This is a genomic window from Hyphomonas sp. (assembly GCF_040882205.1).
Taxonomy (GTDB): domain Bacteria; phylum Pseudomonadota; class Alphaproteobacteria; order Caulobacterales; family Hyphomonadaceae; genus Hyphomonas.
The window spans coordinates 1-5,516 of sequence record NZ_JBBEBT010000116.1 but is presented as its reverse complement, the minus strand read 5'-3'; the positions used below and the strand labels follow the sequence as shown (position 1 = coordinate 5,516).

The 5,516-nt window shown below is 63.2% G+C and carries 4 protein-coding genes and 1 pseudogene; all 5 read right to left on the bottom strand.

What is annotated here, in order from left to right:
* Positions 1-179: 179 nt before the first annotated feature.
* Positions 180-1,727, bottom strand: a complete 1,548-nt coding sequence (locus WEA77_RS04595; RefSeq protein WP_368066687.1) for an AMP-binding protein — start codon at positions 1,725-1,727, stop codon at positions 180-182.
* Between the two features lie 33 nt (positions 1,728-1,760).
* Positions 1,761-3,401, bottom strand: a complete 1,641-nt coding sequence (locus WEA77_RS04590) for a M28 family metallopeptidase (protein WP_368066686.1) — start codon at positions 3,399-3,401, stop codon at positions 1,761-1,763.
* A gap of 105 nt (positions 3,402-3,506) precedes the next feature.
* Complete coding sequence (locus WEA77_RS04585; protein WP_368066685.1) at positions 3,507-4,109, bottom strand: GNAT family N-acetyltransferase; 603 nt, start codon at positions 4,107-4,109, stop codon at positions 3,507-3,509.
* Positions 4,088-4,434, bottom strand: a pseudogene (locus WEA77_RS04580) (nuclear transport factor 2 family protein). The gene WEA77_RS04585 and the pseudogene WEA77_RS04580 overlap by 22 nt, the downstream one beginning before the upstream one ends.
* Before the next feature lie 62 nt (positions 4,435-4,496).
* The gene (locus WEA77_RS04575; protein ID WP_368066684.1) at positions 4,497-5,426 is read right to left on the bottom strand and encodes a sterol desaturase family protein; all 930 of its coding nucleotides are present in this window, start codon (positions 5,424-5,426) and stop codon (positions 4,497-4,499) included.
* Positions 5,427-5,516 lie beyond the last annotated feature (90 nt).

The following is a 5,516-nucleotide window of genomic DNA, read 5'->3' as shown; positions in this document are numbered from 1 at the left end:
TGCGGGAAGATGCGACGTCTTTGGAGGCACAACAAGCCTTCCGGCAAACTTCACGCCCCCGCCACCTGCCGCTCGTCCCGGCGGATGAGGGGATCCAGACTTGAAGCGATTTGCAATGTCGCTGCCCTGGACCGCGTCTTCCGGCGGGGTGAGGGGCAATTTGAGCCTGCCGGGTAGGCCTAAACGATCCGGCTGTCCTTGTTGCCCCAATACCGGTCGCGGATCAGCCGCTTGTAAAGCTTGCCGGTCGGGTGGCGCGGTAATTCCGGATCAAAGTCGATGCTCTTCGGGCATTTGATCTTCGACAGGTTCACCTGGCAGAAGGCCATCAGCTCCGCCGCCAGTTCCTCGGAATGCGCAATCCCCGGCATCGGCTGCACCACCGCTTTCACCGCCTCGCCGAAATCCTCGTCCGGCACGCCGATCACGGCGCAGTCGGCGACCTTCGGGTGGGTGATCAGGATGTTCTCGCATTCCTGCGGATAAATGTTCACCCCGCCGGAAATGATCATGAACGCCTTGCGGTCGGTCAGGTACAGGAACCCGTCCGCGTCCACCTTGCCGACATCCCCGAGGGAGGACCAGTCGGAATGTTTCGGGTTCAGCGCGGCTTTGTTCTTCTCCGGCGCGTTGTGATAATTCGGCGGCGTCGTGCCTCCGAAGTACACCTGGCCTTCTTCGCCCACAGGTACTTCATCGCCGTCTTCGTTGCAGATATGCAGAACGCCCATCACCGGCCGGCCGACCGTGCCCTTGTGGGTCAGCCAGTCCGGGCTCTTCACCCAGGTCATGCCATTGCCTTCTGAGCCGGCATAGTACTCGTCGATCACCGGCCCCCACCAGGCGATCATCTGTTCCTTCACCGGCACGGGGCAGGGCGCCGCCGCGTGGATCGCAAACCTGATGGTCGACACGTCATACTTCTTGCGCACGTCTTCCGGCAGCTTAAGCATCTTGACGAACATCGTTGGCACGAGCTGCGAATGCGTGACCTTGTATTTCTCCACGAGGCGCAGGTAATCCTCGGGATCGAACTTCTCCATGACGATAAGCGTCGCGCCGATACGCGTGAACGTCATGCACCAGCGCAGCGGCGCCGCGTGATAGAGCGGGGCAGGCGAGAGGTAGATCGACCCTTCGCTCGCCCCCGAAAGCATTTTGGCAATCTGGATCAGCGCATTGTCGGCGTCGATCGGCAGGCCCCGCTCCAGCGGCGGGCGGATGCCTTTCGGTCGCCCTGTCGTGCCGGAGGAATAGAGCATGTCGGTGCCGGCCATCTCGTCGGCAACCGGCGTTGCGGGAAAGCCGGCGACATGGCGCTCCATCGCGGCGAATCCGTCGATCGCCCCGTCGATGGACCAATTATCCTTCAGGCCGGTCGCGGCTTTTACTTCCTTTGCGATACTGCCCTTCGAGGCACTGGCGATAAGTAGTTTCGCGCCCGAATCCTCGATGATGTAGGTCACTTCCGGCGTCGTCAGACGCGAGGAGACTGCCACATAATAAAGACCGGCGCGCTGGGCGGCCCAGCAGATCTCGAAATAGCGCGGGGAGTTCTCGGCGAAGATGGCGATAGTGTCGCCCGGAGCGCAACCGGCGGCGCGCAAGGCATGCGCGATCTGGTTCGACCGGTCGTCCAGCTGCTTGAACGTGATGACCTCACCGGACCCCGACATGATGATGGCCGGCGCATCTGGTCTCGATTTGGCGTGATGACAGGGGTGCATGATTTTCTCCGGGGATATTTTTTTGAAGTGGGGTCAGGGTTCCATCGGCCCGTTGAACTGGCGGGCAAAAAAGTCGTCCTTCTTCCACAAAGGGGGGGCATCCTGATTGGCGAGTGCCAGCGCAATGCGTGCGTTGAGTTCGGCAAAGCGGGCAGCAGCGGCGAAGTCCAGTTTGTTAGACATGTCGTCCGAGGGCCGGTGGTAATTCCTAGCCTGGTGTTCCGCGAAAGCTGCGTCGCCGCCATTCGCGAACCCGGGCTTGAGGTATACGGACGGTATGCCCGCCTCGACAAAGCGGAAATGGTCCGACCGGGTAAAGATGCCCTGCTCGGGCGCCGGGTCTGGGCTGAGCGTGATCCCCATGCCAGCCGCCGCCGTCTCCACTGTCGCCGCGATATTCGAGCGCAGCGCGCCGTACACGATGATGTCGGTGAAGTCATAGGTCAGGATCGGCATGTCGAGATTGACGTTCGCGACAATCGTGCCGGGCAAAGACGGGTTCATCGCGAAATACTGCGCGCCGAGCAGGCCCTTCTCCTCGGCCGTCAGCGCAATGAATACCACCGTCCGCTTCATCGGCGGCCCGGCCTTCAGCATCCGCGCGGCGTCCAGCATGGTGGCCACCCCGCTCGCATTGTCGAGCGCGCCGTTGTTGATCGTGTCTTCCTCGATCGTCTTCGAAATGCCGATATGATCAAGGTGCGCGCTGATGATAATGACTTCGTCCTTCAAGTCGGGATCGGTGCCCTCGATCATGCCCATGACGTTGGCGGATTTCACTTCGTCATGCACCGAGCGCTGCGTGATTGAGATGGTCAGCGGCAAGTCAAAGCCTGGCACGGCGCCGCTTTCAGCTTCCGCCGCCGCGATCACCTCTTCCCAACTCACGGGTGAGCCCGTGAATAACGGCGCGGCGCCTTCCAGCGACACGGCGGCGAATGCAGCAATGTCGGGCGCATTGGAATAGGGCGTTCCATCCGCCTGCATCCACGCCATGCTCGCGCCCTCGAGACGCCCTTCGGCCAGCAGGCGCTGGAACGGATAGACCCCTTTCGAAGTCGGGGTTTCCACCGAGACGACCGCCACTGCGCCGCGGTCCGAAATATTCTTGCTTTTGCGGCTGCCGTAGAACGCGCGCTCTTCGCTCTGAATGCCCTTCGGCGTCCCGCTCAGCACCACGGCGACCTTGCCGGTCAGGTCCAGCCCCGCAAAATCATCCCGGCCAAGTTCCGGCGCCACGATGGCGAACCCGACGAACACCGCCGGGGCCTCAATGGTTGCCTCAGGGGCCTTCAGGGCAGTGTAGACCACGGCGTTCTGGCCCTCGGTGAAGGGCAGCACATTGCCCGCCGCGTCCGTCACCCTGAACGCCCGGCCCTCTGCGGCGCGCACCGCGCGCTTGAAGGTGATCTCCTGGAAATAGCTTCCTGCATCGCCCGCCGGCGCCAGCCCCAGTTTCCCGAACTCCCCCGCCACATAGTCCGCCGCCAGGTCATAGCCCGGCGTGCCCGTCTCGCGGCCCTCCAGGTCATCCGAGGCGAGGTAGGCCATATGGGCCTCGATCCCCGCCGCATCGGACGCAGGCAGCTGCGCAGACGCGGCTAACGGCGTCCCGGCCGTGCAGGCGGCCATCATAGCCGTCAGTGCGGCCAGTCCAAGCGAAGTCAGTTTCATCGGCGAAACGGGCCTTTCCGGGCGAATTGAAATGTAAGCCCCATCTCTAGCGCCCCGCGCCGCCCTGTCCACGACTGACGCTGCGGGAAGGGCAGCGCCCAGGCCTCAAAACTCCCGCATCCAGTATCTCATAGGGTGCACCGCGTTCGCCCCGCCGAATTCCGCCGGCCAGGCAAACGCCGTCACCAGCCCGTCCAGCTTCCGGTAGCCGCGCTTCATCCAGAACGCATCCGGCGGCGAATACCCGGCTGGCCGCGCCGCATGATCGTTCGCCCGCTCCACCGCGCAGAAACATACCCGCTTGCAGCCCCGCGTCTTCGCATGGGCTTGGCGGGCATCAAAGACGGCATCGCCCGGACCCTGCCCGCGATAGGCCGGCAACAGCGCCAATTCCCCAAAGTAAAACGCCGAACTTAGCGCAAAGCCCGCCGCCACCAGCGGCCCGGAAAACTCTGCATGATGCCCGGTAATTGCCGAGCCCGTCGCGCAGCCCGCAATCTCGCCCGCGTCCGTCTCGGCGGCGATGAGAAAGCTGTCGGGCACATTCGCAAAGTCGCGCAGATAGCCCTGCTCGTATTCGGCCGATCCCGCATAGAGATACGCAAACGCCCGGAACACCTCGATCCGGAGCGCTGCCAGCGCGGGCAGAGCGCTCTCCGGATCCTCCCCGGTCAGCGCCCGCGTCGTCACGAGACCTGCAAGATCCATTGCCTGAGATTGTAATAGATCGTCACGCGCTGAGGGGTGGCGTCCTTCACCTCGAAGAACGCCCCCGCCGGCAGGCGGTACGTCTGTCCGCGCGCTTCCGGCAATCCGGGGTCAGTCTTCTTGTATGTCCCGTTGACAATGAACTCCCCCGCCGCCCGCGCGCCGTCCGCCGAAGGCAGCACCATGATGTCCGTCAGCCGCCCCTCAGCCGCCCGTCATGGCAATCGCCCATGTGCGCGATGAACGCCGCGAATGCCTTGCGCCCGCTGCGCTTGTCGCCCTCGTTGACGAAATGGTTCAGGTCCTCCAGCATGAAGGCCGCCATGGCGGTCCGGTCCTTCGCATTGAAGGCAGCTTAGTAGCGGTGGATGAGATCGGTGGTTTTCGTCATTTCGGAAGGCCCGGCTGTCCCGCCTGATCGGGATGTATCTGTACATAGGCGCGCTTCAGTTCGATCGACCGGGTATGCGCCCCATCCGGGCTCCACCCCGGCGCATTTACCGCTCGCCCCGCCCATCGCCAGGGCCTGAGCCCATCGCGCGCGCAGTCCCGCAAGAACCCGCCCAGCTCATGGAACGCGATCACGAACGGATTGAACGTTCCCACCGGCTTCACGATCCCGTAAACCGGCTTCTCACGCGCCAGCTCCGGCACAAAGCTGGCGAACATCTTGTCCCAGATGATGAACACGCCCGCATAGTTCGCATCAAGATATCGCGGGTTCGTTGCATGGTGCACCCGGTGATGGCTGGGCGTATTCATAACCGCCTCGAACCAGCGCGGCATCTTGGCGATCGCCTCGGTATGAATCCAGAATTGATAGAGCAGGTTGATCCCGCCCACGAATGCAATCACATACGGATGAAACCCGGTCCACACCATCGGCAGGCCGAGCAGGATCAGCCCCGTGAACGGCCCGAACCAGGGCTGCCTCAGGGCGGTCGTCAGGTTGTAATGCTCGCTCGAATGATGCGTCACATGCTCCATCCAGAACCAGCGCATCCGGTGGGCAAACCGGTGCTTCCAGTAATAGACGAAATCATACAGAACGAAGGCCAGCACGAATGTCCACCAGGTGAACGGCAAGGTCGCGATCCGGTATGGCCAGAGCAGCGCCATCATCCATACGAAGATCGCTGCCGTCAGCGTGTTCACGACCAGGTTGCCGATCCCCATCGACATCGAGGCCAGCGCGTCCTTCGTCTGGTATCGCCCGCTCGCCCGGCGAGTCTTCACCGCCCACCATTCCAGCGCCACCGCGAGCACGAAAAACGGCGCGGCGAGGGTCGTCACTTCGGGCAGGGGCATCGGGTCCATATCCTAGCGCTAGCGAAAAATGACGGCCCCGTCACCCCCCCGTCACCCCCCCGTTTCCTGCCCCGGGGCAACGCTTGACGGACGTCGGGG

Bases quoted from the DNA above. Each gene is read 5' to 3' on its own strand.
- WEA77_RS04575 (WP_368066684.1), bottom strand. From the start codon at position 5,426: ATGGACCCGATGCCCCTGCCCGAAGTGACGACCCTCGCCGCGCCGTTT.
- WEA77_RS04585 (WP_368066685.1), bottom strand. From the start codon at position 4,109: ATGGATCTTGCAGGTCTCGTGACGACGCGGGCGCTGACCGGGGAGGAT.
- WEA77_RS04595 (WP_368066687.1), bottom strand. From the start codon at position 1,727: ATGCACCCCTGTCATCACGCCAAATCGAGACCAGATGCGCCGGCCATC.
- WEA77_RS04590 (WP_368066686.1), bottom strand. From the start codon at position 3,401: ATGAAACTGACTTCGCTTGGACTGGCCGCACTGACGGCTATGATGGCC.